This window comes from Myroides phaeus (assembly GCF_009799805.1).
GTDB classification, from domain to species: Bacteria; Bacteroidota; Bacteroidia; order Flavobacteriales; family Flavobacteriaceae; genus Flavobacterium; species Flavobacterium phaeum_A.
Window position 1 is genome coordinate 2,442,908 of the sequence record NZ_CP047050.1, and the last position, 26,466, is coordinate 2,469,373.

A 26,466-nucleotide genomic window follows, 5' to 3' on the forward strand; every position below is an offset into this window, starting at 1 on the left:
CTTGTATTTAATACAAGGGCTTTTTTTTAGAATATTATTTTAATTCAAGTAATACTACGTTTTCAACGTGGTGTGTCTGTGGGAACATATCCACCGGTCTTACTTTAATTACTTTGTATTTTTCATCCATTAAAGCTAAGTCACGTGCTTGTGTTGCAGAGTTACAACTTACGTAAACTACGCGTTTAGGAGCAATCTTTAAGATCATTTCTACTACATCTTTGTGCATTCCATCACGAGGAGGGTCAGTGATAATTACATCAGGATGCCCGTGTGTACCGATAAACTCATCGTTAAACACATTCTTCATATCTCCTACAAAGAAATCACAGTTTGTAATATTATTGCGCTCAGCGTTTAATTTAGCATCCTCAATAGCTTCAGGAACTGCCTCAACACCGATTACTTTTTTAGCTGCTTTAGAAACGAACTGAGCAATAGTTCCTGTACCTGTGTAAAGGTCATATACTAACTCATTTCCTGTTAATCCAGCGTAATCTCTTGTAATTTTGTATAATTCGTAAGCTTGAGCAGAGTTTGTTTGGTAGAACGATTTAGCATTGATGCTAAATTTAAGTCCTTCCATCTCTTCTAAGATATAATCACGTCCTTTGTATAATACTACATCTTGATCGTAGATTGTATCGTTTGCTTTTCCGTTTACAACATATTGTAATGAAGTAATCATTGGGAAACGCTCAGCTAAGAAGTTAAGTAATAACTCTCTCTTTTCTTGATCTTCGTGGAAGAATTGGATTAATACCATTACTTCTCCAGTAGATGCAGTACGAATCATTAATGTACGCAATAAACCTTCTTGTTCACGAGGATTAAAGAATGAAAGCCCATTCTCATTAGCAAATCTTCTGATTTCGTTACGAATTTCGTTAGAAGGGTCTTCTTGTAAATGACATTTCTTGATATCTAAGATTTTATCCCACATTTTAGGGATGTGGAATCCAAGAGCATTCTCTTTACCCATTTCTTCTCCACTTGCTACTTCTTCTGGTGTTAACCAACGAGCATTAGAGAAAGAGAACTCCATTTTATTTCTGTAAAATAAAGTTTCTTCAGAACCTAAAATAGGCTCGAATTCAGGTAATTCAATTTTACCAATACGCTTCAAGTTGTTAAAAACCTCTTGGTTTTTGTAAAACAACTGTTGGCTGTATTTCATATTTTGCCATTTACATCCACCACAAGCTCCGAAGTGCTCACAAACGGCGTCAATTCTGTGTTCAGAAAATTTATGGATCTTGATAGCACGACCTTCATAATACGCTTTGCGTTTTTTTACAGTTTGCACATCTACCACATCTCCCGGAACTACGTTAGGAATAAATATTACTTTCCCATCTGGAGCTTTAGCTACCGAAACGCCTTTTGCACCTGCATCAAGGACTTCTACGTTTTCGAATACGATTCTTTCTGTTCTTTTTCTTGTCATGCCGCAAAAATAAACTTAATTTCAATTTGAAAATCATTTTTATTTGAATTTTGCTAATTAGGAAACATTCTAAAGAAGGAGAAGGTTTGTTGGCTCATTTATGTTTCAAATAGCAGGAATTAAAAAGTAGTTTAATTCTTTTAAGGCGCTGTATCAATTAGAATATATACTATTTTAGTACTTCGTAAAAAAACACACCACTATGTCTTTAAAAAAGATTGTATTAGCCTTTTTTGTGCTCTTTAGTACTATGTCTTCTGCTCAAACAATTCGCTTGCCTTATACGGACGAATCGGGTTGGATGTTGGTTAATTTGACCGTAAATGATAAAGAGATGACTTTTCTGTTTGACACCGGTTGGGATGGTTTATCTATTCGCGGTAGTTTGTTAGATGGATATAAAAAAGCGGGGAGTATTGCTGCTGTTGATGCGAATAACGTATTACAAGATGTGGCTAAAATGCGTGTAGATAGTTTAAAGGTTGGCAATTATGTTTTTCGCAATTTACCTTTTACAGACTTAGAGCAGTTTCCAATGCTGAAGGATCCTATATTTGATTGTTATAAGATTGATGGTATTTTGGGAAATGTGATTTATAAAGATAAGGTATTGGAAATAGATCCAATTAAGAAGGAAATTATCTTGGAGGACTTTTCAAGGGCTTTAGAGTTGCGTATATTGAGTGATGACTTTATTCACGTAGCAAGTTTAAACGATCAAAATCCTACGCGTATAGTTATCCCTATGGCTGTCGGAGGTATGTACCGTCCTTTTTTAGTGGATACGGGAGATAATGGGTATTTATCCGTATCACGAGATAGGGATATGGTGAAATACATTGAAACGTTAGCTGTCAAAAGTTTTCTAAGCTATGGAAGTGTAGGTGCATTTGGGTTGAATAAGGGCTTAGCAAAGACACAGATAAGTGTAAATGGTAGGGTCCAGCTTGCTGATCGTATACTTAACGAACAGGAATTAGCTTTTAGCCCTTCAGAAGGTATATATCAAATAGGAGTGGAGTTCATAAAACAGTTTCATATGATTTATATGGCCGATTTACAACTATTATTTTTAAAACAAGTTAGAAGATACGAGGGAGAATCTAATTTGAATAAGTTTGGTTACGGAATTGCTTATCAAGAAGGGAAGTATATTATAGCGGCTATCAGTGAGAATGAAAAGGTATTGAAGATTGGTGATGAAGTTATAACAATTGATGGTGTAGCAATAAGTGAGATATGTGGTTATAGAAAGTATTTTCAGATAGCAAAAGATACTCCTAAGTTAGGACTGAAAAGAGGGAAAAAAGAATTTGAATATTGATATAAAATAATGTAAAACTATTTAAAGCTCAGAATTGATTAATATGATTAATTCTGGGCTTTTTTTATATTTTACAGCAATACAGATATTGGCTAAATATTAAAGGAGTCTTCTTTTAAACATCCTTCGGAAAAAGTCGTGCATTGTTCGGAAAACGAGCCTCTTTTACGAAGGACTCCCGAACAAGTCTCGAATCGTTTCCGAACAAGGTGCGTTTGAAATAGCGATATATTTTATGTGAAGTAGTACAGAAAGCATTATCAATATACAATAGAATGGCTTTCTATATAAAGAAAGTTATTTTCAATTGAAAAAGAAATAGACTGATTCTCTTCAATTAATAACGTAACAAATATAAACAAAAAAAGCGACTAATAATAGTCGCTTTTGTAGTGGGGAGAGCAGGATTCGAACCTGCGAAGGTTTCCCAACGGATTTACAGTCCGTCCTCGTTGGCCGCTTGAGTATCTCCCCTCCGGTACCTTCTTATATCAATAATATTGTTGTTCTTTAAAAAACTTAGTGGGGAGAGCAGGATTCGAACCTGCGAAGGTTACCCAAAGGATTTACAGTCCGTCCTCGTTGGCCGCTTGAGTATCTCCCCTCCGGTATTATTATTTAAGTATATATTGTTATTCTATAAAGAATTTAGTGGGGAGAGCAGGATTCGAACCTGCGAAGGTTACCCAACGGATTTACAGTCCGTCCTCGTTGGCCGCTTGAGTATCTCCCCTCCGGTATTATTACTTAAATAATATAATATGTTTTTTAAAGAACGTTTGGTGGGGAGAGCAGGATTCGAACCTGCGAAGGTTACCCAACGGATTTACAGTCCGTCCTCGTTGGCCGCTTGAGTATCTCCCCATAAGCATAATCGCTTATTGTTTGTTTTCAACGGTGCAAATATAGCGCTGTTTCCTTAATCTGCAAGCGTTCTTTGTGTTTTTTTTTAACTTTTATTTTCCTTGTACCTCTAACTGTTTGGTTCTAAAAAAAGTACAAGGAAAATATTTTTTAATTATTTTTTAGAATTTGTTCACTGTTTGGCGAATTGCCACAAGTTTTTTCATTAAATCCTCGAAATAATCTAAGTGAAGCATATTCGCTCCGTCACTTTTTGCGTTAGCTGGATCAAAGTGTGTTTCTAAGAATAATCCATCAACACCTACTGCGATACCTGCTTTTGCTACAGTTTCGATTAAATCAGGACGTCCACCAGTTACACCACAAGTTTGGTTTGGCTGTTGTAAAGAGTGTGTAATATCCAAAACAGTTGTAGCAAATTGCTTCATTGTTGGAATACCTCTGTAATCAACAATCATATCTTGGTATCCAAACATAGTACCTCTATCTGTAACCATCACACTCTCGTTTTGGCAATCAAGAACTTTTTGTACTGCGTGTTGCATACTTTCAGGACTCATAAATTGACCTTTTTTCAAGTTTACTACTTTACCAGTGTTTGCTGCAGCTACAACTAAGTCAGTTTGTCTAACTAAGAAAGCAGGTATTTGTAAAACATCAACGTATTCTGCCGCCATTGCAGCATCACTTTGTTCGTGGATATCCGTTACCGTTGGTACACCAAACTCTTTTCCTACTTTTTGAAGTATTTTAAGTGCTTTTTCATCACCAATACCTGTGAAGCTGTCAATACGAGATCTATTTGCTTTTTTAAAAGAACCTTTAAATACAAAAGGAATCTTTAAATCATCAGTTACTTTAATGATGCGCTCAGCAATTCTCATTGCCATTTCTTCTCCTTCAATAGCACAAGGTCCTGCTAAAAGGAAGAAGTTATCTGCGTCTGTATTTTTAATTAGGGGGATTTTATTAATGTCCATAATACTCAATGTTTATTATTAGTGTGTTACTTTTTCTTGTTTTTGTTCTTTTTTACTTTAACTACTTCTGCTCTGTTTGTAATTGTACGTTGTGCTTCAGGCGTCATATTCTTAGTTTGCAAGAAATATGAAACAATAGACACAATAATTACTCCAAATGAAAGGTTATTCGTTACTCCATTTCTCATAAATAAATCAAAAGAGGCACTTTTTTGAGCTTCTTCTAACGACATATTTGTTTGTGTTGTCAAAGCTTCCAAAAAGGTGTTCATAAAATTAGGAGAAACCTGATAGAAGGTAATGTATTGGATAAGAGGGAAGAAGAAGGTAATCATTACACAGATAACTAATCCAGACAAGAAAGCGCGTTGCCAAGAAATAATACCGTTGTAAAACTCATACTTCTTTTGTCTAATTCCCAACCAATAAAATACAGTAAGTAAAATATTAAATAGTAACTCGAAAGCTACCTCATAACGAATTTTCTCAATGCTGTGAAAACCAAGTGATTTAATGATAAACATCCAAATTAATGCTGCTAAAGTTGCAAGGGCAGCCCATTTAAACTCAATAGAGAAATTCTTCATTACTGTCTTTTAAAATTAATAGTTCAAAAGTAAAGTTTTTATTTAATAGCATAAAATATATTTTAGTTTGATATTTTTTACTAAGTTTAGGAGACTTATTTAATTCTTGGCAAGAAATATGCAGTTATTAGATTAAAAATATTGCAAACAACATTAAAACTATACTTTATGAAAAAAATAATCCTAATTAGGCATGCAAAATCAAGCTGGGATACGATAACAGATGATTTAACACGACCGATTTCTAAGAGGGGGATTAAAGATGCACATCTTGTGTCTGATGTTTTAAAAGAACATTTACCTAATAAGTCGATTATTTGGACGAGTCCAGCTAAAAGGGCAAAGGAAACAGCAACTATATTTTGTCAAAATATGGATTTGAGTTTGGAATGTGTTATAATTAGAGAAGGATTATACACTTTTGAGCACTCAAAGTTGCGTGAAGAGATCAAAAAATGTAAAAATGATCACGATGCGCTAATTCTTTTTGGCCATAATGATGCAATAACAAAATTTGTTAATAAATTTGGTAGCGAAACTTTTGATAATGTACCAACCTCAGGTGTTGTAGTGATAAATTTCGATACAGATGATTGGGGTAGTATAGAATCAGGGGTTACAGAATTAACCATTTTCCCAAGAGATTTAAAATAGAATGAATAGCAATAATAATAGTACAAGCAAATACCGTTACGTTGACCGAGAGAAAAGCTGGTTAGCATTTAATGAACGTGTTTTACAAGAAGCAGGTGATGCAACTGTACCTTTGTTAGAGCGCTTGCGCTTCATCGGTATTTTTTCAAATAACTTAGATGAGTTTTTTAGAGTTAGGTATGCTACAATTCGTAGAATGACTTTAACAGGACAAAGCAATCGCAAGTTAGGTAGTGGAGCGGTAGTAAAAGAGTTATTAGCACAGATTACAGCGCGTGTGATTGAGTTGCAAAACGAAAGTTTACGCATATTACACGAAGTTGAGTCTAAACTGGAAGAGGAAGGTATCTTTATGTTGAACGAGAAAGAGATCAATGAGAAACAACAAGCGTTTGTCAAAGAGTTTTTCTTGCACGAGGTTGCTCCCGATTTAGTAACGATTATCTTAAGTGATTTAGCTGAGTTTCCATTGTTAAGAGATACACACGGATACTTAGTAGTTAAGTTGGCTTTAGATGAAAAATTGCTTGAAAAGCACAAGACCGCTAAGCACAAAAAAGGCTTGTTGGCAGTGCGTTATGCTATTATTGAGATTCCAAATATTGTCAATAGATTTATCGAGTTACCGTCAGATGAAGATAAGAAATACATCATTATGTTAGACGATATTATTCGTTATAATCTTGATTCCCTGTTTAATATCTTTGATTATAAAGCTGAATCGGCTTATATGATTAAGGTAACGCGTGATGCAGAGTTAGACTTTGATACAGATTTACACAAATCGTTTGTAGAGAAGATTTCAAGTGGTGTTAGAGATAGACGAGAAGGAGCTATTGTTCGCTTCGTTTATGATTCATCAATGGATGATGATATGCTTGATTTCTTGATGGAGAACGTTGAGATTGAGTTGAATGATAGTATTATTCCGGGAGGGAGATACCATAACCGCCGTGATTATATGGGGTTCCCAACTACGGGTAGAATCGACTTGACGTATCCTAAACAAGTGCCATTAGCTGTACCTGGCTTGAATTTAGAAGACAGTATTATTCAACAAATACAGAAGAAAGATTATTTGGTTTATACACCTTATCAATCGTTTTCTTATTTAGTGAAGTTCTTACGTGAGGCTGCTTTAGATCCACAGGTTTTATCTATTAAGATTACCTTATACCGATTGGCTAAAAACTCGCAGATTATTAGCTCATTGATTAATGCGGTTAAGAATGGTAAGAAAGTTGTTGCTCAGGTTGAATTACAAGCTCGATTTGATGAAACAAGTAATATCTATTACTCTGAATTAATGCAGGCGGAAGGAATTCAGTTGATTTTTGGAGTAAAAGGACTAAAAGTACACAGTAAAATTTGTGTGGTTGAACGTCTTGAAAATAAAAAGATTAAACGTTATGGTTTCTTGTCAACAGGTAACTTTAACGAAAGTAGTGCTAAGATATATACAGACGTAACACTATTTACAAGCCACAATTCGTTAATGAAAGATGTGTCTAAGGTATTTGAGTTCTTACAAGTAAATTATCGCGTACATAAATACAAACATTTGTTAGTTTCTCCACATTATACACGTAAAGGGTTTTACAAGTTAATTGAGAGAGAAATTAAGAATGCTAAAAATGGACTACCAGCATATATTTGGTTAAAAATGAATAGTTTGTCAGACATTAAAATGATTGATAAACTATACGAAGCAAGTAATGCAGGAGTTAAAATTCGCTTGATTATTAGAGGAATATGTTCGTTGATTCCGGGTGTACCAGGTATGAGTGAGAATATTGAAGCAATTAGTATTGTAGATAGATTTTTAGAACACTCACGTATATACATTTTTGGAAATAATAACAATCCAGATATCTATATATCTTCTGCAGATTTTATGACAAGAAATTTAGACGAGAGGGTAGAAGTTACTTGTCCGATTTATGATGAAGCTATCAAACAAGAGTTGATAGAAACCTTTGAAATTGGATGGAAAGGTAACTATAAGACAAGAATTCAATCAGGAGATTTGTCTAATAAATACAGAGGGTTTACTGGTGAAAACAAGTTTCACTCTCAAATGGAAATGTACAAATACTATCAAAATAAATTAAAAAAGTAAAAGGAATATATGCTCAACATAAAGAAGTACGCTGCTATCGATATTGGTTCCAATGCAATGAGGTTGTTAATAATGAACATCATTGAAGAGGAAGGAAAAGAAACTATTTTTAGTAAGAGTTCTCTTATTAGGGTACCAGTGCGTTTAGGTCAGGATGCTTTTACAATTGGAAAGATTAGTGAGGAATCTCAAGAGCGAATGGTAGATGCTATGAAGGCTTTTTATTTGTTGATGAAAGTCAATAAAGTAGAACGCTTTATGGCTTGTGCTACAAGTGCGATGAGAGATGCTTCTAACGGACCAGAGATTGTTGATAGAATATATAAGGAATCAGGGATTAAGATTAGTATTATAGATGGGAAGAAAGAGGCTATGATTATTGCTTCTTCTGACTTAAAACACTTCATTAATAGTCCGAATAGTATTTTATACATTGACGTAGGTGGTGGAAGTACGGAGTTTACTTTATTTGATAAAGGAAAACAGATTAACTCTAAGTCGTTTAAAAACGGTACTGTTCGCTTGCTGAATAATATGGTAGAAGAAAGCGTTTGGACAGATATAGAGCATTGGATAAAAGAAGAGACTAAAGGGCTTGAGAATCTAATAGTAATTGGATCAGGTGGAAACATCAATAAGATCTTTAAGATGTCTGGTAAAGCACAAGATAAACCATTGACATACTTTTATTTACACAAGCAGTTGGTACGCTTAAATACTATGTCTTATGAAGATCGTATTTCGGTATTGGGATTAAATCCCGATCGTGCGGATGTTATTATTCCTGCGATTAAGATTTATAACAATGCTATGAAATGGAGTGGTGCTAAGTATATTTATGTTCCTAAAATAGGAGTGTCTGATGGTATTGTAAAAGCAATTTATCACAATAAGATTAAATTAGATTATCAAACGATATAGTTGATCGTCAATAGGTATAAAAAAAGAGATAAACACTAATACTGTTTATCTCTTTTTGCTTTTAAAACTTTTCTATAGCGCCTAATCCAAATAAGGCAAAGTCATATTTTACTGGGTCCGTTGGATCAAAATCACGTAAAGCAGTATCAAGCTCTAAGAGTGCCTTTCCATCATTTTGTTTTCTTGTAAGAATACCTAATTTACGAGCCATATTACCTGAATGTACGTCTAAAGGACAAGAAAGCTCACTTGGACTAATAGACTTCCAAATACCTAAATCAACTCCCGCATTATCTTGTCTTACCATCCAACGTAAATACATATTAATACGCTTAGCAGCAGAACCTTTTAATGGGTCTGAGATATGCTTTTCCGTACGAGAAGGATGTTCGATTTCAAAGAATACCTTTTTAAACTTAGAGATTCTTTGTTGCACAGAATATTCGTCTGTAGCGAATATGGCTTCTAAACCCCCGTGATTTGTATAGATGTTTTGAAGAGACTTTACAAAAGTCATAAAGTCCACTCCATTAAAAGTTCTATGTACAAAATCGTGGAGATTTTCTAAGTTGCTTTCACTGTGATTAAGCACAAAATCATAAGGGGAATTTCCCATAAGGTCCATCATCTTATGTGCATTCTTAATAATCATTTTTCTGTTTCCCCAAGCAATAGTAGCACTTAGAAAACCAGCTATTTCAATATCTTCTTTTAAAGAGTAAAGATGAGGGATTTGTACTGGATCATCTGTAATAAAATCAGGATTGTTGTACAAGATTACCTTTTCGTCTAAAAACTCTTTAAGTTCAGTCTTAGTCATTAATAGTCTCTTTTATTTTTATTAAACCATCTACCATTGTAAGCTTGCGATCAGCCATATTAGCTAAATCTTCATTATGCGTTACAATCACAAATGTTTGTCCAAATTCATCACGCAATTTGAAGAATAATTGGTGTAAGTTTTCAGCAGATTGTGTGTCTAAATTTCCAGAAGGTTCGTCTGCAAAGATTACCTGTGGTTTATTGATTAAAGCACGAGCAACGGCAACACGTTGTTGTTCACCTCCGGAAAGTTCAGAAGGGTAGTGAGAAACACGATGAGATAACCCAAGATACTCTAATAAACGCTTAGCTTCAGTTTCTGTTTCCTTCTTATCTTTACCAGCGATAAAAGCTGGAATACATACATTTTCTAAAGCAGTAAACTCAGGAAGTAATTGGTGAAACTGAAAGATAAAACCAAGGTTTAGATTGCGGAACTTAGAAATCTCCTTGTCCTTTAAGTTTAAAACATCTTGATTGTTAATGAATAAGCTTGTTCCGTTTTGAGCAGAAGGTTGGTCTAAAGTACCTAATATTTGAAGTAGAGTAGTTTTACCAGCACCAGAAGCTCCAACGATTGAAACAATTTCTCCCTTTTTAATATGAAGGTCTACACCTTTCAATACTTCTAATTGGTCGTAAAATTTGTGAATATTTACTGCGCGTATCATTTGTTATCCATTTAAGGATACAAAGTAACGATGTTTTAGTTATTATAAAAATGAAAATCATAAAAAGAGAAGTTATAATATTTTAGAAATAAAGATTTATCTTTATACGTGAAAACTCAAAAACAATAAGAAAAGAAATGGAGAATACAAATAATACAAAGACAGCTATTTTTGGAGGAGGATGCTTTTGGTGTACTGAAGCTATTTTTAGTAATTTAAACGGAGTGATTGAAGTTTTACCAGGTTATATTGGAGGAGCAAAAGCCAATCCTACGTATGAAGAAGTTTGTACTGGGCAAACAGGACACGCAGAGGCAATAAAAATCACGTATAATCCATCCTTAATTAATTATAATCAATTATTAGAGATTTTCTTCTCTACACATAATCCAACTACCTTAAATAGACAAGGGGAAGATGTTGGTACACAATATAGAAGTGAAATATTCTATACAGATGAAAACCAAAAGGAATTGGCAAAAGAGTATATGCATATTTTGTCTGAGGAAAAGGTTTTTGTAGATCCGATTGTTACAAAGTTATCGTTGGCAGGAGTGTTTTACGTAGCGGAAGATTATCACAAGAATTACTTTGAGAAGAATGGAGATAAAAATCCTTATTGTCAATTAGTGGTTAAGCCAAAAGTTGATAAATTCAAGTCAAAATACAGTAGTAAATTGAAATAAATAAAGGCAGAAAAATGCTAACAAATCAGAGTATAAGAAATAGACAGCTTGTAATTAGTATCTTGATGGACTTATTAGGATGTATTACTTACGTTTTTCCAGGAATAGGAGAGGTAGCAGACGTAGTTTGGGCTCCAGTGTCAGCTTATATTTTAGCTAAAATGTATCCAGGAAAAATAGGGAAAGTTGGGGCAATCGTCAATTTCATTGAAGAATTATCACCGGGATTTGACTTTATACCAACCTTTACAATTACGTGGGTTTACACTTATATTGTGAAAAAGAAATAGCTTTAAATCAGGTAAATAGATTTGCGAAAATCATAAAGTTTTATTAAATTTATAATAATTAAAAGAACGGTAGAATTCGAGAATTAAAAAAATTTAAAAAAGCATTTTCTTATGAAAAAATTAATCACTTTCTTATTTGCAGCAGCAGCACTAACTTCTTGTACAAACGCTAAAAAGAGCACTGTATTAGGAGATCAAAATGCAGGTAAATCTATTACAGGTTGGTATTATTATCACGTAATGGAAGAGAACTTTGACTCAATTCCTAAATTAATGAATGATGAGTTTTTTAACGCAGAGCAACAAGCAGCATTCGTTAAAAGTTTGAAACAAAGAGAGGCTGAACTTGGAAAAATTAAAAGTTTTGAGTTAGATGAATGGGAATTGACTGATAAAAACAAAAAAGAGAAAACGAAAGATTTCGTATTTGAATACAAAGTAAAGTATGAGAATGCTGAGTCTACTGAAAAAATCTACTTAGAGAAAAAAGGGAATGACCTTAAGATTGCTAAAGTAGAATATGATAAATAGTTAATCTCATACGTAGTAGTATTTGATTATTGAAAACTAAGAGGGATAAAGTTATTTTACTTTATCCCTCTTTTGTTTACAACTTTCTTAGTTTTAAAAAATGCAACACCCTTTACTATTACAAAGATTAGGTAGTAAAGCAGTAGGAGAGGTAGCTGTTATTTTCTTAGTACTAATGGTAAGTATGGCTTTCTGAAATTCGCATATTTCAGATTTTAAAAAATAAATTCAGAAATATGGAAATTTTCAATAGTAGCTCTTGTAAGTAGTAGTGTACCTATTTACTATTTCTTGGAAATAGAGGTAAGAATACGCATTTTGTTTTCTTTTCCATATTTTACATCCTTGGAAAAAAGTTCTCAAATATTGAAAATTTGAAGAGGACTCATCTATGCTGGTAAACGTGTAAAATAATGTGCTTTAGTGATGAAAGGGATTTATACAAAAAAAGGCTTAAACTTTTAAAGCTTAAGCCATTCATTATAGTGTATTCTAAAAAGAATAGATATTATTTTATTCTGAAATGAATTCAGTAATGATAGTTTGCATTTCTTCAAGATTAGCAACTTTTAAATCAGGGTGTGATTTTAACCAAGTAGCATTCAATTCTTTCAAGTCTTCTTTAATTTCTTTAAAAGAAGCATCATCAAGTAGGGCAGCTGTAGCTTTATCCTTTCCGAAATCTGTTTGTAAGAATTTCCCCAATTTGATTTTACTAAATGCCTTAACTCTTCTCATTTGTTTTTCAAAAAACTCTAAGCTTTCAGGGGCATTCATAGCAGCTATTCCAGCTTGAATAATCTCAATCAAATCTTGGTCCCATTTGCTTTTCCATATAAAAGCAGGCAAACCTTCTTCTTTTAAAGTTTGGAAATAATAGTCAACACAATAGCTACTGAAAGCATCAGGATGCAATTCGTCATCTCCGATTTCTGAAGAACGCAAAACGTTGATTACAGAGATATTTGAATCTACAATATCTTGTATATTATCACTATTAAAAGCATTTTCTGAAATTAGTATAAACTCAAACTCTTTCATTGTAAAGTATTTATTAGTTTTAAAAAAAAGCGATTCTATTTACAGAATCGCTTTTAAGAAATATATTAAGATTTTTGTTCTTTGTTGAAATATACTAAGTAGTAGTACATTTGTTTTTCTTCATCCCATCCTTTTTCTACAAACTTATCTGCACTTTCAGGATTGATAAAGTCTAACTTGATTTGAATATTGGTATCTAAGTTAATAACATTCTTCAATTTCTTTCTTGCATCCGAAACAGCATTGTTTGCAATTGGGAAAGAAGTTGTGTCTTCGATACTATATTTTTCTCCTTTATCAACTTTGTAGTTTTTAAACTCAGCTGCTAAATCAGGATTGTCAATTACTTCATTTAAGAAGTTAGTTTCTTCAAACTCGTCGTTCTTAGCAAAGTAGTTTACAGAACGATTCATAAACATAACTTCCTCTTTTTTGTCCTCTGCTGGTAAAACAACTTCTTTAGCAAAGTCTTGACAGAACTTCAAGTATTTCTTAGTCATAAATGCCTCATCTTGGAAGATATCTACATTTAAGAAATGCTCTAACCAATAACGAGCGTCATATTTATTACTATCAATAGTTAAGATTTTATACCCTTCTTCTTTTTTATAATTGAAGATGATACAACCTTTATCTAACTTATTTAAGTTAATTCCTTGTTGCAGAACCATTTCTAAGTTAGAAGCCTTTTCTTGGAACTGTAAGAAGTCTGTTTTAATTTCACTTTTAAAGATACCTATTGCATCAACCACATTATTATCAATAGACAAGTTCGTTAAATAAGCTACATAAACCTCTCCGTTTTTAATATGAGGGTGGTTAGATTGCTCAAATAAATGACGTGTTATCTTTTGAGATACAGCGTGCGCATTTTCAGCAGAAGGAGCGTTAAATACTTCATTTGCTAAATTGTACATTTCATTGAACTCTAAATCAACATCGTGTGCAAATTGATAATAGTTTTCTTCTTTTTCACGGAAAGGCTTGAAGAAGTACTCTTTTAATAAAGGAGCAATTTCATCATTTAAGTTGTAAGGCTCTTCAGATAAGAAGATAGCTTCATTTCTACTTTTATTACCAACTCTATGAATAGAAAGAGTTTCAACGTGTGCATTAAATAAGTTAATCATAACAATAGTTAAAAGGTGTAGATTATACTACAATATTAAAAGTAAATAGTTTTAAAAAAGATTAGTTCCAATTGTCTTCATAACCGAAGTCTTCAAAACTATCATCTCCGTCGAACATATCGTAATCTTCTTCATCGAAGTCATCGTCAAATTCTCCAAAGATATCTTCATTAGAAACAGGATCAGCACTGAAGTTTTTACCAGGCATTCCATCAGGTAAAATACCATGAGAGAATAATAATTCAGGGTAAACAACACCAGGTTCTTCCTCTTCAACAGCACCAAGCTCAACGAAGAATGTCCACATGTTTAAAAAGTCATAAACATAAATAATCTTAGTGTTATCTTCGTTTAGGATTGTATTGATAGGAGTAGAGTGCATTGTTTTACTTTCTCCTGGTTCTTCGCCCATATCAAACAAAGAAATCTCATCTTCTAATTGTGTCCATTGATCATCACAAGCATAAAACGAAGCAGCCTCCATTCCGTCAAAACCAAAGGTATTAACGATAGCATTGTGTAAATCTTCTAATGAATCACTTTCTAAAATAGCAATATCTCTAAATATATCTTCCTCAGTATCAAGGATAACTCTAAACTTATAAACCATATCTTATTTGTGGATTTGAAACGCAAATTTAAACTTATTATTCATTTTTAGAGAATAAAAGCGTGCCTTTTTATTTACATTTTATTTATACTCTTACAGAAGATTGAAGTTCAGTTTTTTATCCGTATTAATCACTATTTACAATTCATCCTCCTTATTCTACAATTCGGTAGCTTTCTTTTTTTATTGAAATAATTATGGCGCAGATTTGTACTAACAACAACGCTAAAGATTATGAAAATTATATTAATGATTACCTTATTTTTGATCAATGCACTCTTAAATGTATTATGTTTAAATACAGAAAAAAAGCTAAAGGCAGCGCAAGCACCTACGGAAGTAGTGAATACAGATAAATCATTTAACGACAAACGAACAGATGCAAGAAAAGAATAGTGTACTTAAAATTATCGGATTAGTTTTTATCCTTTTTATTATGTTTAAAAAGGTATTAAAACTTCACTTTATAGACGTTCCTTTATTTTTAGCCTATTGTATGGCCTTTCTTGTAATACTCTTTTTAATCAATAATTTTTTGAGTAAGAAGTATTTATTACAAGTTAAAAAATACATTAAAGTAGATAATCGTAATGTATTAATTGTAACGGGGATAACTACAGCAATTAATTTCACAATTATATTTATCCTTGGAATAGTATTAAAGTTGATTGATATAACAATAATTGGAGGGAAGCACACCTCTTACTTTATGTTATATGGCGGATTCAAGTCCATATTTAATTTTACGATCTTCATTAGTATTCTAATCGCTCTTTACTTATATATTAGGTTTACGTCACTTTCGAAAGATCAGATAATAGAAGAACAGAAAGTAATAACCGGAAATGTATCAGCACAATTTGAGAGTTTAAAGAATCAATTAGATCCACATTTTTTGTTTAATAGCCTAAATGTACTAAGTGCGTTGATAGAAGAAGATCAGCAAAAGGCTGTAGAGTTCAACAATTCACTTTCTAAAACGTATCGCTATATCTTAGATCAAAAGAATAAAGAGTTAGTTCCTTTAGAAGAAGAACTTGCTTTTGCAAAGACCTATATAGCATTGCTGCAAATGCGCTTTGAGGATAGTTTGACTTTTGAAATGCCACAGCACATTAAACAAGAAGGGGCAAAGGTAGTTCCTTTGTCTTTACAATTGTTGCTTGAAAATGTTATCAAACACAATAAGGCAACTGCTTCAAAGCCTATTCATATCATTATTAAGGAGGATACAGATGGTTATTTGCGCATTGAAAATAACCTAAATAAGAAACAAAAGCTGGATAACAGACAAGGAATAGGCCTTCAAAACATTGCTTCTCGTTATGGGTTGTTGACCAGTAAACCAATCAAGATTGAAGAAACAGAAGATTATTTCGCAGTAAGAATACCAATACTAACCAAAATTATAGAACACATGAGAATTATTGACGTACCAGAGAATGAGCAAGAGATATTAATCGAAGCTAAAAAGAAAGTACAGCGAATCAAGAAGTTTTACGCACACTTGACGTCGTACATTATGGTGAATACCTTTCTAATAATGCTTAATTTGATAACAGCTCCTCAGTTTATGTGGAGTATGATTGTTCTTTTTGCGTGGGGTATTGGATTAGTGTCTGATGCTATGAGGACATATAATTATAACCTATTCCTTGGAAAGGATTGGGAAGATAAGAAGATTCGTGAATACGTAGAGAAGCATAAGAATAAACCAAAAGAATGGGATTAGATGAAACAAGTTTATAACTTTAATCCAGCTGTTGTATCAGCTTTGGGGCAACTCTCAAGGTTGAGAAACAAACAGTTGTATTCAATCATCTGCCAATCTATCCTCTGTTTAGGGATGTTAAGTTTTGTACTCTATGAGGATTTAGTGGGAATGGAGCAAGTTGTTATCAAGATTGGAAATCAGAATGAAGGAACATTGTATGCCTATGTAATACTTCTTATTTGGCTTTTTTGTATCATTGTGAGGCTCATTCTCAATTATCTGGAAGATATTCCTTTATTGAGCAGTTTGCAAGATAAAATGGAACAGAAATAATTTGAGAAGATGAAAAGAACGTATGAATATCAATTAAAACTTAATGACAAAATTTAATATAGTCATCGTAGAAGATGAAAAACCCGCAGCACGTTCACTTGAAAGAAAGTTGGAGAAATTAGGTTATTCTACAGCAATGAAACTTACGAGTGTTGAAGAAGCGGTTCAATGGTTTGGTTCTAATCAAGAGCCAGACCTCATCTTTTTAGATATACAATTATCAGATGGATTATCATTTGAAATATTTGAACAAGTAGAGATTAACAGTGCTATTATCTTTACTACAGCGTATGATGAATACGCTTTGAGAGCATTTAAACTAAATAGTATAGACTATCTATTAAAGCCAATTCAGGAGGATGAATTAGCTAATGCTATACAGAAGTTTCAAAGTAATCGAGCAGCTATTTTTGGTTTTAACGAACAGTTAAATCTGTTCAAGCAATTCATGACTAATACAAGTCAGCCAGAGTACAAAGAACGCTTTTCAGTTAAGATTGGTTCACAGTTAAAAATTATTCAGCTAAAGGAAATTATGTGTTTTTATAGTGAAAACAAAGCTACCTATATCAAGACGATTGAGGATAGAAATTACTTAATTGATCTATCTTTAGAAGAGATAGAGAAAATATTAAACCCTAATTTGTTCTTTAGGATTAATAGGAAATTTATAATAGAATTGACATCTATTAAAGAAATAAGTATTTATAGTAATTCACGTTTAAAGATAAGTTTGCTAAAATACGATAATGATGATTTAATCGTAAGTAGGGAGAAAGTTAATGATTTTAAAAAATGGATTGAATAGTAGATTTAATCTAAGAAAGTTTCTATTTTTAATAAAATAAATTACAATTAAACTATAATGAAAAAATTAAGTGTATTACTATTATCTGTTTTAGCTTTTGTTTCTTGTAACAAAGCAGGTAAGATTGAGGTAGAAACAGATAATATTTCTGATGATACAAAAGTAGAGATTCTAACAAGAGAAGCTGGTTCTAACGAACCTAAAGCAATCGCTTCTGGAGTTGTAAAAGATGGGAAAGTAGTTTTAGACAATCCTTTTACAGAGGCAGATGAAGCATTCTTAAAATTTGGTGACGGATTAGAATCAACTGTATTTTTCTTAGGAGAACCAGGAACAATTACAATCAAATACGATCAAAAAAATCCAAGTAAACCTTTAGTAGGGGGAACAGATAACAATAAAAAGTTACAAGCTTTCCAAGATAAAATGGCGCCAGTTATTGAAAGAATGATGGCATTTTATAATGAGGATGGTATGGAAATGATGATGTTGCAACAAAGTAACGAGGGACAAAATGACCAACGTATTAAAGAGTTGCAAGATAAATCACAGGCAATTATGACTGAGTTAGATGGTAAGTTAACTGAGTTCAAAGAAGAGAATAAAAACTCTGTACTTGGATTATTAGCTTTCTACCAACAAATGGGTAACCAAGAAATGGATGCTAATGAATTACAAAAAGAGTTTGATACTTTCTCTGTAGATTTAAAAGGATCTAAAATTGGTAAGAAAATCCAGGCTAACTTAGATATGTTACAAGACCAACCTGAGGCTTTAAGCATAGGAGAGAAGTTACCAGATTTTAAAGGATTAACTCCAGAAGGTAAAGAGTTGACTTTGAATACTTTTATTGAAGGTAAAAAACTTATTTTAGTTGATATTTGGGCTTCTTGGTGTGGACCATGTCGTCAAGAAAATCCAAACCTTGTTAAAGCTTACGAAAAGTACAAAAGCAAAGGATTTGAGATTATTGGTTATTCTTTAGATAAAGATGACGCAGGATGGAAAGGTGCAATTGCAAAAGATAAATTAGCTTGGGCTCAAGTTTCTAACTTATTATACTGGGATGATCCAATCGTTGGAGCTTATGGAATTGAAGGAATTCCAGCAAGTTTCTTAATTGACGGAAATGGTAATATCTTAGAACAAAATTTAAGAGGAGCTGAATTAGAAAAAGCTATCGAAAAATATTTAAAATAAGATTTATAATCTAAAGCATAAAAAAGCCCGTAAGTTTTATACTTACGGGCTTTTATTTTTATGACAACTATTAGAAGTTTGGTCTTAAGTTGTATTTTTTATAGAATGTGTCAAGTACATCGACAACTTCATCTGCAGAATCAACTAATTTGATCAAGTTCATATCTTCAGGACAAATGCTACTGTGTTTTTCTAACAAAGTAGATTTAATCCATTCAATTAAACCTCCCCAGAACTCAGTACCTACAAGTACGATAGGGAACTTAGCAATTTTCTTAGTTTGAATTAATGTAATCGCTTCAAACAACTCATCTAATGTTCCAAATCCACCTGGCATAACTACGAATCCTTGAGAATACTTAACAAACATTACTTTTCTAACGAAGAAGTAATCGAATTGTAAGTTCTTGTCTTGATCGATATATGGGTTGAAATGTTGCTCAAAAGGCAATTCAATGTTTAAACCAACTGAAACACCTTTTCCAAGATGAGCTCCTTTGTTACCAGCTTCCATGATACCAGGTCCTCCACCTGTAATTACACCATATCCAGCCTGGCTAATTTTGAAAGCAATTTCCTCTGCTAATTTGTAATAAGGATCTTCTTTTTTAGTACGTGCAGATCCGAAGATAGAAACAGAAGGACCGATACGTCCCATTTTTTCATATCCGTTTACGAATTCTGACATAATTTTAAAAATCCCCCAAGAGTCATTAGTCTTGATCTCATTCCATGATCTTTGTTTGAATTTTTCTTGGATTTTAGCTTCGTCACTTTTTACTACATCTTTCATAATCAATTAATTTTTTAACTCGTGTTTTAAAAACTGAGCAGTGTAACTTTTCTTATTTTTAACTATTTCTTCAGGTGTACCAACAGCTATTATCTGTCCACCTTTGCTACCTCCTTCATACCCCACATCAATTACATAATCTGCCAATTTGATTACGTCAAGGTTGTGTTCAATAATCAATATAGTATTACCTTTTTCCACAAGACGTTCTATGACCTCCATTAAAACACGGATATCTTCAAAGTGTAAACCAGTTGTTGGTTCGTCTAAAATGTAAAAAGTATTACCAGTATCTTTCTTAGATAATTCGGTAGCTAATTTGATTCGCTGAGCTTCTCCTCCAGATAGAGTAGTGCTTTGTTGCCCTAAGGTTATGTACCCAAGTCCCACCTCATCAATAGTTTTCAATTTACGATATATTTTTGGAATATTCTCAAAAAATTCCACACCTTCTGTAACGGTCATATTTAAAACATCAGAAATAGACTTTCCTTTATATCTAATCTCTAAAGTTTCTCTATTAAAGCGCTTTCCTTGACAAGTTTCGCACTCTACATATACATCTGGTAAGAATCCCATTTCAATGGTTCTTACTCCAGATCCTTCACAAGTATCACATCTTCCACCTTTTACATTAAAGCTAAATCTACCAGGTTTATAGCCTCTGATAGACGCTTCAGGTATTTGAGCAAATAGATTACGAATATCAGAAAATACCTCTGTATAAGTTGCAGGGTTAGACCTTGGCGTTCTACCAATCGGACTTTGGTCAATACAAATAACCTTATCAATGTGCTCTAATCCTTCAATTTTCTTATAAGGTTGTGGTTTTGCCACAGCATGATAAAAATGAGTATTTAAAATAGGGTATAAGGTACCATTCACTAAAGTAGATTTACCCGAACCAGAAACTCCCGTTACACAAGTCATTGTTCCCAATGGAATTTCAATACTTACATTCTTTAGGTTATTACCTGTTGCCCCTTTTAATTTTAAGAAATTCCCATTGCCCTTTCTACGTTCAGACGGAATCTCAATCTTCATTTTACCATTTAAGTAATTGGCTGTAAGTGTATCTTCTTTCAACAACTCTTTAGGCGTACCAGCACTAATTATTTTACCACCATTTTTTCCTGCTTTCGGACCAATATCAATTACGTAATCAGCGCGTTCAATCATATCTTTATCGTGCTCAACAACCAATACAGAGTTACCAATATCTCTAAGTGATTCAAGCGATTTGATCAAACGCTCATTATCGCGTTGATGCAACCCAATACTTGGCTCATCTAAGATATATAACACTCCTACAAGTTGAGAACCAATCTGTGTTGCCAAGCGTATACGCTGAGCTTCACCACCTGATAAAGTACGTGAACTACGGTTTAATGACAAATACGTTAAACCAACATCTTGTAAAAAGGAAAGACGTGTAGTAATTTCCTTTAATACTTCTGTACCAATACTCTTTTGTTTTTCAGATAGTTTTGGTGTTAATTCATTAAACCAGTTGATCAAAGACTCAACGTCCATTTGAATTAAATCACCAATATTTTGTTCGCCAATTTTAAAGTAAAGCGCTTCTTTTTTCAAACGAGAACCATTACAAGAAGGACAAACGATTTCATCCATGTATTCTTTAGCCCAACGTTTTATAGTCGCACTTTCACTTTCGTCAAATTGGTTTTTGATAAAGTTGGTAATCCCTTCAAAGTCGATTTTATAGTTCTTAGTAATCCCAGCAACCTTAGAAACGACAGAGAAACTCTCTTGTCCACCATTTAAAATAATGTCCATAGCCTCTTCTGAGATATCTTTAATTGGCGTAGTCATTGTAAAATCATACTTCTGACCAATTGTCTCCAACTGTTTATATATCCACGATTTCTTCTCTGTACCCACAGGCGCTAAACCACCATTGGCAATAGATAATTTGTTGTCTGGAATAATCTTAGACAGATTAATCTCATTAACAACACCTAATCCATTACACGACTCACACGCCCCTTTAGGAGAGTTGAAAGAGAAGTTGTTCGGCTCAGGTTTAGAGTAAGAAATACCCGTAGAAGGACACATCAAATGTCTACTAAAAAAGCGCACTTCCTTAGCATCGTGTTCTAAGACCATAATAGTATCATCACCATAATGCATAGCTACTTTGATACTCTCTGTCAAACGCTGTTTTGTTGCCTCAGAATCATCTACAGCTACGCGGTCAATAACAATTTCGATATCGTGAGTTTTATAGCGGTCAACTTTCATTCCCGATTCTAAATCTCTGATTTCTCCATCTACGCGTACTTTTAGGAAACCTTGCTTAGCTACTTGTTCAAATAGTTCGCGATAATGTCCCTTTCTGGAACGTACGACAGGAGCTAAGATATTTACCCTTTTACCATCAAAATCAGTTGTAATTAGATCAAGTATCTGTTCGTCAGAATAGCTCACCATCTTTTCGCCCGTATTATAGCTATATGCTTCACCCGCACGAGCAAATAAAAGACGTAAGAAATCGTATATCTCTGTTATTGTCCCCACAGTAGAACGAGGACTTTTATTTGTAGTTTTTTGTTCAATCGCAATTACAGGCGATAGTCCATCAATTTTATCAACGTCAGGTCTTTCAAGACCACCTAAAAATTGTCGCGCATACGCAGAAAAAGTTTCTATGTAACGACGCTGCCCTTCAGCATATATAGTATCAAATGCCAATGAAGATTTTCCTGAACCTGATAATCCTGTAATAACAACAAGTTTTTCTCTCGGAATAGAGACATCAATATTTTTTAAATTGTGTGCTCTTGCTCCTAATACTTCAATTGTTTCTTCTGTTTTAGCCATATTTTTTTGCAAAGTAACAAAGATACACATTTATACCTTTTTAAAGAAGTTTTACGACTATACACTTGCTAAGATTAATAGCATTTTAAGAAAGGAGAATGACTTATAAGTAAAACGACAAACTACTACTTTAGAGAAATACATTCTATTAGTCGTGCTTACAGAAATAACACAGTTAAGGATATCAATTAGGGGTATGGTGTAAAACAGTAAACGATAATTTTGAGAAATCCATTACTGCAATCATAAGAGAAGAAATACCATCAGCTAACAGAAGGTTGGTTAGAAGATAAAAAGCCACAAGAAATTGGTTGAAAAGACAGATGATGAGTTGATATATAGCTATTTGCCTATTCTGTCTGTAGGAAGGTGGGAGTAGAGATAACAGAAAATAAAATAGGGTGACCTTTTGGGACACCCTACTTAGATTATAGTATGAAGAACTAATTATTTAGCAACTTCAGCTTTTTTGAATTTTAAAACTACTTTATCAGCAGCGATGAAGTTTAACTCACCATCTTTAATTTCATATGAAGTAGCAGATTGTAAAGCTTTGTTGAAAGCAACATCAGAAACGCCTTCACAGAACATTCTTGTTGCTGCAAGTTTATCACCAATAGCGATACCATTGTTTTCTTTAGCTTCATAAGTACCAGTAATATTATTACATCCATCAGTTCCGTGAACAGAGTCAGTTCCTTCAAATGTTAACGCTGGTTTTTTGTTAGGGAATAATTCATCTAACGTTTTTCCTTCAGTATCAGCTGTTGTAATTGCAGCTAATTCCCAAGCTTGGTTGATGCTTTCTACTTCTGCAGTAGCTTCTTTCGTTACATCAGTTGTAGCTTCTTGTTCTGTTGTTACTTCTTCTTTTGCTTCTTTTTTGTCGTTACATCCTACAAAAGCAACAGAGAAAGCAAAAGCAAGCATTAATACGGTCTTTTTCATAATTATTTTGTTTACTTAATTCTAAACAAAAATATAGAAAATAAATTGATATTATCTAATTAATGTCGTGTTTTTTTATTGATTCCCTTGTTAGATTTGCTATAAGTTTAATCTATTAGAGATTATTATGAATTAATAATTTAATAGAAAGACGCGGTTTTAGCCCAATACACTATATCGAATAAGGTTTGCTTACTTAAATTAAAAGGTATTTATTGTACTTTTAGGCTATGAATAACAAAGAGATTATGAAAGCAGCTATATTATATAAATCGGGAACAACCCCACAATACAACGAAATTGATACGCCAACTGAAATAGGGGAGCACCAAAGATTGATTACAGTTAAAGCCGCTGCAGTTAAGAATCTGGATAAAGCAAGGGTTAATGGTAAACATTACGCCAGCTATAATAGTTTTCCAACTGTTGTAGGTATAGATGGAGTAGGTGTTTTAGATGATGGTACACGTGTTTACGCACAAGGAGTAACGGGAATGATTGCTGAAAAAGCAATTATCACAGATAACTTTACACCAGTTCCACACGATTTAGACGATATAACAGCTGCTGCATTACCCAATGCTGTTTTAGGATCAGCGATGCCTTTATTGATTAGAGGAAAACTTCAGGAAGGGCAGAATGTACTCTTTAATGGGGCTACAGGTGTAACTGGACAAGTGGCAGTGCAGATTGCAAAGTTTTACGGTGCTAACCAAATTATTGTTACTGGTCGTAATGAGCGAATTTTAGAACAATTAAAATCGTATGGTGCTACACACGTTGTAAGCTTAAAAGGTACAGATGAAGAAATCAAAGACAAATTAGCGGCCATTCACAAGGAAACACCAATAGATATGGTAATTGATTATCTATGGGGAAAACCTATTACTTTAATCCTCGATGTTTTAAAAGGAGGAGCAATACATCATAAATCACATACAACCAAAATAATTACGGCAGGAGATATGGCTGGTAAAGAAATCTCTTTATCATCAGCTATCTTGAGAAGTTCAGCAATAGAAATCTTAGGTTCAGGTTTTGGAAGTTTGTCAGAATCAGAATTAATTGTATTCAACAAAGTAATCTTACCTGAGTTATTTTTGTTAGCTGCCAATAAGAAATTGCATATCAATACAGAGGTCTATCCATTGGAAAAAATAGAAGAAGCGTGGAATCTTCAAATTCCAAGTGGTTCACGTTTAGTCATCAAGATAGCGTAAACATACTTATAAGCCTAAAGATTGTTTAGCCTTAAATATAATTGTTTAAAGAATAGGAAGTTTTGTAGAAAACTTCCTATTTTTGTTTGCTTAAACGCAACAACACAAAATGAAAAATTTTCTTGAACGCTACTTTGAATTAAGTAGCAATGGTACTTCTATAAAGAAAGAATTTATAGCGGGTATTATTACGTTCCTTACTATGTCGTATATTTTAGTAGTAAATCCGAACGTTTTGGCAGACGCTGGAATGGACAGACACGCTTTATTTACTACTACCGCTTTGGCAACTATAGCAGCAACGCTTTTAATGGGATTCTATGCTAAATTGCCAATCGCCCAAGCACCAGGAATGGGGTTAAACAGTTTCTTTGCTTACTCTGTGGTTTTAACAATGGGATATACGTGGCAGTTTGCACTTACAGCTGTTTTTATAGAGGGAATAATCTTTTTACTTCTTACCTTTTTTAATGTTCGCGAGCTAATTGTACGCAGTATTCCGAAAGTATTGAAAGAAGCAATCCCTGCGGGTATTGGTCTTTTCATTACCTTAATCGGATTAAAAAGTGCAGGAGTTGTCGTTGCTGACCCTAACACCTTAGTGCGCTTAGGAGATTTTAGTCAACATTCTGTATGGATTACAATGACGGGATTAATTGTTACGGGAATCTTACTTATACGCAACGTGAATGGAGCAATCTTATTTGGTATTTTAAGTGCAACTATCTTTGGATTAATCTTAGGTGATATTACTTTACCATCGCGTATTGTTGATTTACCACCATCAATAGAACCTATTTTTGGAGAGGCTATCAAACCAATGTTTACAGCAGAAGGGTGGAATAAAATCTTCTCATTAGATATGTTAGTAGTTGTATTTACGTTCTTATTTGTTAACTTATTTGATACCGTTGGAACACTAATCGGGGTTATTTCAAAAACAAACTTAGCTGATAAAGATGGTAACTTTCCACAAATGAAGAAAGCCTTATTTACTGACGCAATGGGAACTACAATAGGTTCTATGTTAGGTACAAGTCCAGTTACATCTTATGTTGAAAGTGCGTCTGGAGTAGCATCAGGAGGTAGAACAGGTCTTACAGCTGTTAGTGTAGCTATTATGTTTGCTTTAGCGTTATTTTTAGGACCAATCTTTTTAATGATTCCAGCTGCGGCAACAGCACCAGCTTTAATTATTGTAGGATTATTTATGATTAGTTCTGTTGTCAATATTAAATTTGACGATTTATCAGAGGCGTTACCAGCGTTTTTAACGATTGTATTTATGCCATTCACATATAGTATTGCAGAAGGAATTGTATTTGGTATGTTGAGTTTTACTATTTTGAAATTAGGGACAAAACAACACAAAGATATTACACCAACTGTTTACGTTCTATCTATATTATTCTTACTTAAGATAGTTTTAGACGTAGTTACAGCATCGTAATTTTACGAGTATATAATAGACAAACGGAGGCTAATGCCTCCGTTTTTTTTACTTCTATTTCAATACTTTTATAAGCTCATATGTACCACCGCTATCCATAATACTTTTGTCAAGTGTAAACTTAACTCTCAACTTATACTTAGTTCCTTCTTTATAATCAAACCCCTCTATGCCTGGAGTATAATGCTTCTTATTCGTCTTTTCTTCTATTAAAACAAGATGGGGGATTTCTTGTGTACCACTAAAAGGTCCTGGACTCATCATAACTACATAAGGCTGAACTTCTACGTTCATTTCTTTAGTTGTAATAGTATTGTTATCGTCGTTTGTAGAACAACTTGTTAGCATTGCTACAAATATACTTGATGTTATTAAATAGTTTTTCATTCATTAAATTTTTGATAATCAAATATAAACAAAAAGGAATTCACAAAATATCATAAACCTTTCTTGAAATAAGTCATTTCTTATTATCTTAGGGA

At 33.3% G+C, this 26,466-nt stretch carries 26 protein-coding genes and 4 tRNA genes; 14 read left to right on the forward strand and 16 right to left on the reverse strand.

Annotation, left to right across the window (positions count from 1 at the left end; all coding sequences use genetic code 11):
• Positions 1 to 34: 34 nt before the first annotated feature.
• Positions 35 to 1,447, reverse strand: a complete 1,413-nt coding sequence (rlmD, locus tag GQS07_RS10895) for a 23S rRNA (uracil(1939)-C(5))-methyltransferase RlmD (protein ID WP_158210831.1) — start codon at positions 1,445 to 1,447, stop codon at positions 35 to 37.
• 202 nt (positions 1,448 to 1,649) lie between these two features.
• On the opposite strand from rlmD, the gene GQS07_RS10900 reads away from it, so the two are divergent.
• Positions 1,650 to 2,771 carry a retropepsin-like aspartic protease gene (locus GQS07_RS10900; RefSeq protein ID WP_158210832.1) on the forward strand — a complete coding sequence of 374 codons (1,122 nt, stop codon included), beginning with the start codon at positions 1,650 to 1,652 and terminating at the stop codon, positions 2,769 to 2,771.
• A 393-nt stretch (positions 2,772 to 3,164) separates the two neighbouring features.
• Here GQS07_RS10900 and GQS07_RS10905 read toward each other — a convergent pair.
• From GQS07_RS10905 to GQS07_RS10930, 6 genes are all read right to left on the reverse strand, one after another.
• Positions 3,165 to 3,245: transfer RNA gene (locus tag GQS07_RS10905), tRNA-Tyr, on the reverse strand.
• A 49-nt stretch (positions 3,246 to 3,294) separates the two neighbouring features.
• Positions 3,295 to 3,375 (reverse strand) — tRNA-Tyr (locus GQS07_RS10910).
• A gap of 48 nt (positions 3,376 to 3,423) precedes the next feature.
• Positions 3,424 to 3,504 (reverse strand) — tRNA-Tyr (locus GQS07_RS10915).
• 47 nt (positions 3,505 to 3,551) lie between these two features.
• Positions 3,552 to 3,635, reverse strand: a tRNA-Tyr gene (locus tag GQS07_RS10920).
• A gap of 161 nt (positions 3,636 to 3,796) precedes the next feature.
• Positions 3,797 to 4,615 carry a 3-deoxy-8-phosphooctulonate synthase gene (kdsA, locus tag GQS07_RS10925; RefSeq protein WP_158210833.1) on the reverse strand — a complete coding sequence of 273 codons (819 nt, stop codon included), beginning with the start codon at positions 4,613 to 4,615 and terminating at the stop codon, positions 3,797 to 3,799.
• Positions 4,616 to 4,641: 26 nt separating this feature from the next.
• The gene (locus GQS07_RS10930; RefSeq protein WP_158210834.1) at positions 4,642 to 5,202 is read right to left on the reverse strand and encodes a DUF4199 domain-containing protein; all 561 of its coding nucleotides are present in this window, start codon (positions 5,200 to 5,202) and stop codon (positions 4,642 to 4,644) included.
• A 168-nt stretch (positions 5,203 to 5,370) separates the two neighbouring features.
• On the opposite strand from GQS07_RS10930, the gene GQS07_RS10935 reads away from it, so the two are divergent.
• The 3 genes from GQS07_RS10935 to GQS07_RS10945 are packed head-to-tail and all read left to right on the forward strand — an operon-like array spanning position 5,371 to position 8,896.
• Positions 5,371 to 5,856: a SixA phosphatase family protein gene (locus GQS07_RS10935; RefSeq protein ID WP_158210835.1), complete on the forward strand. Its 486-nt coding sequence runs from the start codon at positions 5,371 to 5,373 to the stop codon at positions 5,854 to 5,856.
• Between the two features lies 1 nt (position 5,857).
• Complete coding sequence (gene ppk1, locus GQS07_RS10940) at positions 5,858 to 7,975, forward strand: polyphosphate kinase 1 (protein ID WP_158210836.1); 2,118 nt, start codon at positions 5,858 to 5,860, stop codon at positions 7,973 to 7,975.
• A 9-nt stretch (positions 7,976 to 7,984) separates the two neighbouring features.
• Positions 7,985 to 8,896, forward strand: a complete 912-nt coding sequence (locus tag GQS07_RS10945) for a Ppx/GppA phosphatase family protein (protein ID WP_158210837.1) — start codon at positions 7,985 to 7,987, stop codon at positions 8,894 to 8,896.
• Positions 8,897 to 8,957: 61 nt separating this feature from the next.
• On the opposite strand, the gene GQS07_RS10950 is transcribed toward GQS07_RS10945, so the two are convergent.
• The gene (locus tag GQS07_RS10950; RefSeq protein ID WP_158210838.1) at positions 8,958 to 9,716 is read right to left on the reverse strand and encodes a TIGR02757 family protein; all 759 of its coding nucleotides are present in this window, start codon (positions 9,714 to 9,716) and stop codon (positions 8,958 to 8,960) included.
• A complete protein-coding gene (locus GQS07_RS10955; protein ID WP_158210839.1) occupies positions 9,709 to 10,389 on the reverse strand; it encodes an ABC transporter ATP-binding protein in 681 nt (226 codons plus the stop codon). Before GQS07_RS10955 ends, GQS07_RS10950 begins: the two co-directional genes overlap by 8 nt.
• Before the next feature lie 137 nt (positions 10,390 to 10,526).
• On the opposite strand from GQS07_RS10955, the gene msrA reads away from it, so the two are divergent.
• From msrA to GQS07_RS10970, 3 genes are all read left to right on the forward strand, one after another.
• A complete protein-coding gene (msrA, locus tag GQS07_RS10960; protein ID WP_158210840.1) occupies positions 10,527 to 11,075 on the forward strand; it encodes a peptide-methionine (S)-S-oxide reductase MsrA in 549 nt (182 codons plus the stop codon).
• 14 nt (positions 11,076 to 11,089) lie between these two features.
• Positions 11,090 to 11,365, forward strand: a complete 276-nt coding sequence (locus GQS07_RS10965) for a hypothetical protein (protein WP_158210841.1) — start codon at positions 11,090 to 11,092, stop codon at positions 11,363 to 11,365.
• A gap of 111 nt (positions 11,366 to 11,476) precedes the next feature.
• On the forward strand, positions 11,477 to 11,896 hold the full coding sequence (locus tag GQS07_RS10970) for a hypothetical protein (RefSeq protein WP_158210842.1): 420 nt from the start codon (positions 11,477 to 11,479) through the stop codon (positions 11,894 to 11,896).
• Between the two features lie 513 nt (positions 11,897 to 12,409).
• On the opposite strand, the gene GQS07_RS10975 is transcribed toward GQS07_RS10970, so the two are convergent.
• From GQS07_RS10975 to GQS07_RS10985, 3 genes are all read right to left on the reverse strand, one after another.
• A complete protein-coding gene (locus GQS07_RS10975) occupies positions 12,410 to 12,937 on the reverse strand; it encodes a hypothetical protein (protein ID WP_158210843.1) in 528 nt (175 codons plus the stop codon).
• Positions 12,938 to 13,002: 65 nt separating this feature from the next.
• Positions 13,003 to 14,067: a nucleoid-associated protein gene (locus GQS07_RS10980; protein ID WP_158210844.1), complete on the reverse strand. Its 1,065-nt coding sequence runs from the start codon at positions 14,065 to 14,067 to the stop codon at positions 13,003 to 13,005.
• 61 nt (positions 14,068 to 14,128) lie between these two features.
• Positions 14,129 to 14,677 carry an IS1096 element passenger TnpR family protein gene (locus GQS07_RS10985; protein ID WP_158210845.1) on the reverse strand — a complete coding sequence of 183 codons (549 nt, stop codon included), beginning with the start codon at positions 14,675 to 14,677 and terminating at the stop codon, positions 14,129 to 14,131.
• A 249-nt stretch (positions 14,678 to 14,926) separates the two neighbouring features.
• On the opposite strand from GQS07_RS10985, the gene GQS07_RS10990 reads away from it, so the two are divergent.
• From GQS07_RS10990 to GQS07_RS11010, 5 genes are read left to right on the forward strand one after another with little or no spacing between them, the layout of a single operon-like run.
• Positions 14,927 to 15,073 carry a hypothetical protein gene (locus tag GQS07_RS10990; RefSeq protein ID WP_158210846.1) on the forward strand — a complete coding sequence of 49 codons (147 nt, stop codon included), beginning with the start codon at positions 14,927 to 14,929 and terminating at the stop codon, positions 15,071 to 15,073.
• Positions 15,057 to 16,409 carry a 2TM domain-containing protein gene (locus GQS07_RS10995; RefSeq protein ID WP_158210847.1) on the forward strand — a complete coding sequence of 451 codons (1,353 nt, stop codon included), beginning with the start codon at positions 15,057 to 15,059 and terminating at the stop codon, positions 16,407 to 16,409. The genes GQS07_RS10990 and GQS07_RS10995 overlap by 17 nt, the downstream gene beginning before the upstream one ends.
• Positions 16,410 to 16,724, forward strand: coding sequence for a hypothetical protein (locus GQS07_RS11000; protein ID WP_158210848.1), 315 nt, complete (start codon positions 16,410 to 16,412; stop codon positions 16,722 to 16,724).
• Between the two features lie 43 nt (positions 16,725 to 16,767).
• Positions 16,768 to 17,532 carry a LytR/AlgR family response regulator transcription factor gene (locus GQS07_RS11005; protein ID WP_158210849.1) on the forward strand — a complete coding sequence of 255 codons (765 nt, stop codon included), beginning with the start codon at positions 16,768 to 16,770 and terminating at the stop codon, positions 17,530 to 17,532.
• Positions 17,533 to 17,589: 57 nt separating this feature from the next.
• Positions 17,590 to 18,732 carry a TlpA disulfide reductase family protein gene (locus GQS07_RS11010; protein WP_158210850.1) on the forward strand — a complete coding sequence of 381 codons (1,143 nt, stop codon included), beginning with the start codon at positions 17,590 to 17,592 and terminating at the stop codon, positions 18,730 to 18,732.
• A 70-nt stretch (positions 18,733 to 18,802) separates the two neighbouring features.
• Here GQS07_RS11010 and GQS07_RS11015 read toward each other — a convergent pair whose 3' ends face one another.
• The 3 genes from GQS07_RS11015 to GQS07_RS11025 form a co-directional block, all read right to left on the reverse strand.
• A complete protein-coding gene (locus tag GQS07_RS11015; RefSeq protein WP_158210851.1) occupies positions 18,803 to 19,525 on the reverse strand; it encodes a TIGR00730 family Rossman fold protein in 723 nt (240 codons plus the stop codon).
• A gap of 6 nt (positions 19,526 to 19,531) precedes the next feature.
• Positions 19,532 to 22,366, reverse strand: a complete 2,835-nt coding sequence (uvrA, locus tag GQS07_RS11020) for an excinuclease ABC subunit UvrA (RefSeq protein WP_158210852.1) — start codon at positions 22,364 to 22,366, stop codon at positions 19,532 to 19,534.
• Positions 22,367 to 22,813: 447 nt separating this feature from the next.
• Positions 22,814 to 23,314 carry an META domain-containing protein gene (locus GQS07_RS11025; protein ID WP_158210853.1) on the reverse strand — a complete coding sequence of 167 codons (501 nt, stop codon included), beginning with the start codon at positions 23,312 to 23,314 and terminating at the stop codon, positions 22,814 to 22,816.
• 248 nt (positions 23,315 to 23,562) lie between these two features.
• Here GQS07_RS11025 and GQS07_RS11030 point away from each other — a divergent pair, with 248 nt between their 5' ends.
• Together GQS07_RS11030 and GQS07_RS11035 are read left to right on the forward strand one after the other, a co-directional pair.
• Entirely contained in the window at positions 23,563 to 24,534 is a 972-nt protein-coding gene (locus GQS07_RS11030; RefSeq protein WP_158210854.1) for a zinc-binding alcohol dehydrogenase family protein, read from the forward strand.
• Positions 24,535 to 24,643: 109 nt separating this feature from the next.
• Positions 24,644 to 25,984 (forward strand): NCS2 family permease, encoded by a 1,341-nt coding sequence (locus GQS07_RS11035; RefSeq protein ID WP_090410398.1) that lies wholly within the window; start codon positions 24,644 to 24,646, stop codon positions 25,982 to 25,984.
• 54 nt (positions 25,985 to 26,038) lie between these two features.
• Here the strand turns inward: GQS07_RS11035 and GQS07_RS11040 are convergent, their stop codons facing one another.
• On the reverse strand, positions 26,039 to 26,371 hold the full coding sequence (locus tag GQS07_RS11040; RefSeq protein WP_158210855.1) for a DUF4377 domain-containing protein: 333 nt from the start codon (positions 26,369 to 26,371) through the stop codon (positions 26,039 to 26,041).
• Between the last annotated feature and the right edge of the window lie 95 nt (positions 26,372 to 26,466).